The 2,293-nt window shown below is 58.7% G+C and carries 3 protein-coding genes; all 3 read left to right on the top strand.

Annotation, left to right across the window (positions count from 1 at the left end):
• Positions 1-382: 382 nt before the first annotated feature.
• Genes FAS41_RS30500 through FAS41_RS30490 form a run of 3 tightly spaced genes read left to right on the top strand, consistent with a single transcriptional unit; the run spans position 383 to position 2,127 of the window.
• On the top strand, positions 383-970 hold the full coding sequence (locus tag FAS41_RS30500; protein WP_138526992.1) for a hypothetical protein: 588 nt from the start codon (positions 383-385) through the stop codon (positions 968-970).
• A gap of 4 nt (positions 971-974) precedes the next feature.
• Positions 975-1,853 carry a DsbA family protein gene (locus FAS41_RS30495; protein ID WP_138526991.1) on the top strand — a complete coding sequence of 293 codons (879 nt, stop codon included), beginning with the start codon at positions 975-977 and terminating at the stop codon, positions 1,851-1,853.
• Positions 1,843-2,127 (top strand): hypothetical protein, encoded by a 285-nt coding sequence (locus FAS41_RS30490; protein WP_138526990.1) that lies wholly within the window; start codon positions 1,843-1,845, stop codon positions 2,125-2,127. The genes FAS41_RS30495 and FAS41_RS30490 overlap by 11 nt, the downstream gene beginning before the upstream one ends.
• Positions 2,128-2,293: the final 166 nt, after the last annotated feature.

Here is a 2,293-nt window from a genome sequence, read left to right as displayed (position 1 = left end):
AACTAAGGGCGGCATGATCCCGTAAGGGGCATGTCGCCCCTAGGGGGTTTTTGAGAGGTTTTTGGTTGTATTTGTAAATCGGCCAACAAGCCGACCATGTGCAAAGAGCACATGACTAAACCTAAACGCTCAAGCGATTAGATTTAATTAGAGAATTCTGCTGGTCATGCGGCGAGCACTTGGTGTGCCGCAGAGGGTGGCCAGGAAGGCCGAAGATGCTTTTAACGCCATGCAGGCGTGCCGCAAGTCTGCAACAGCCGGTATCGATCTGCAAGATAGCGGGGTCGGCATCTTTTTTTCCGGTCAATTTGTTGCGTGAAAAAGCGAATCCTCACCGTCAGCGGCTCGGACAATTTCAACAAATTGATCCCGAGGATCCACCATGCCCAACTGGAAGTTCACCGGCCGATTTGGCCTCTACGCGGGACTGCTCCTTTCCGCGTCCTGTACGCACCAGCCACCGGCTGACAAAGCCGAGCAATTGCCGCTCGGCGTTCCGTATGTAGTCGAAAGCTACGGCCCTGACTTTCGCGATCACTACACCAGCTGGGGTCATGCGGGCCGCGGTGGCGCCGCGCTTCGAGAACCTACCTACCAGCCGGTCCTGGGAAGCAAGGACGTGCTCGACACCCGGAACGGCAAACTCTATCCGGAGCTTCAGCCGCAGCCGAAAGCATCCCACCAGCCGATGGTGGCCGTGCCCCCCGGCCTGGTGGCAGCCAACTGCGCCGAGAACAACGGTGTCGCCCAGACCTTCGCTCTAGGCACACCAGCAGGTGGGAAGTTCATCACCACGCTGGCCAACGGAAAAGGCACCGTCAACGAGTACGTGCAGGTCCGCAACAAGCTCTGCCGCGGCACTGAACGGCTCACCTATGACGAATGGCTGATCCTGGTGAACGGCACACCCAAAGACTTGCCGGTGCACCTGCAGGCTCCCTCCCGCCCATCTACCCCTCAATGGAAGTGAAACGATGTCCAATTCGAACCTGACCGGCCATATCGCGATCACTGTGCTTGGTGTGGCAGTAGCGGTCGGCGTGTCCTTCATGCTGAACGCGCGTTACACAGACGCCTATGTCGCCACTCAACTGGTAGAGAAGCTTCCAGGCCAAGTCGATAAAACCTTGGAGTTACGGGAATCGAAGGTCATGGCGGCGCAGCGCGATCGAATCCTTGCGGGCTGGACCGCCGCCAAGAACGCCGACATGAAGGATGGCCGCCACGTTTACGGCAACCCCCAGGCCGAGTTCACGCTGGTCGAATTCAGCGATCTGGAGTGCCCTTTCTGTCAGCGTTTCCATGACACCCCCAAACGCATCGCCGACGGCTCCAACGGCCAGATCAACTGGGAATGGCAGCACTACCCTCTGCAGTTCCACGATCCGGCAGCTAATGCAGCCGCCGTAGCAGCCGAGTGCATAGGCGAGCAGGTCGGAAACCAGGCTTTCTGGGCATTCACCGGCGAGTACTTCAGCCATACCCAGCTGAACGGCCAAGGCCCCGAAGACCTCGAGAAGGTAGCGCTGTCGGTCGGCGCTCAGCCGGACCCGCTGCGTAGCTGCATGAGCAGCGGCAAGTACGACGAGAAGATCCAGAAGCAAATCAGCCGCGGTACTTCACTGGGTGTCACTGGCACGCCGGCGACGGTGGTGGTGGACAACACCACTGGCAAGCACCTGATCGTGAAGGGGGCGCAGCCGGCGCAATCGTTCCGCGCCGCGATCGTGCAGCTGGTCGCTATGCGCAACGAAGCTCCCGACCAGGAAGTTCTGCCGCCACCGGAACAATCCCCCGCAACCATGCCAGCCCCGATCAAGCCCTTGGACCTCGGAGGTGCGCATGAGCAGTAGCCACGCCCCTCTCGAAGATGCCTCGATTCGCCGCCTGGCAGACCTTTTGGAGCAGGGCACTGAGCGTGAGCGAGTGTTTGCCCGCCTTCGGGCGGCGAAAAGCTGGTGGGCCGTGGGGGAAATCCTTCAGCAATACGGTCTCAGCGTGATCGGGAACGATGGCGAACTGTTCGCTGTGAACTTCGAGCAACGTGAGTTCTTCGCGCTAGCTGACTGCGGACACAACATGCAGGTTTTCGAGGAACGGCTAGGGCCCTACACCTGTGAAGGATGAGTCCGCGCCTTAGCAGTGCTCCGATCCAAGAGCGCCCTATAGCCGCCGTCAGGCGGCTTTTTCTTCCATAAATATGCAGTTCATATGCTTCACCACTTCATAGTTTGAAACATATGTGTATCACTTCGCTCTGATTGAACCATATGAGTTTCAGTCGTACACTGAT

The sequence above is a fragment of the Pseudomonas nicosulfuronedens genome (assembly GCF_005877905.1).
GTDB lineage: Bacteria > Pseudomonadota > Gammaproteobacteria > Pseudomonadales > Pseudomonadaceae > Pseudomonas > Pseudomonas nicosulfuronedens.
The sequence above is the reverse complement of the archived record's forward strand: the minus strand, read 5'-3'. Positions and strand labels throughout refer to the sequence as shown.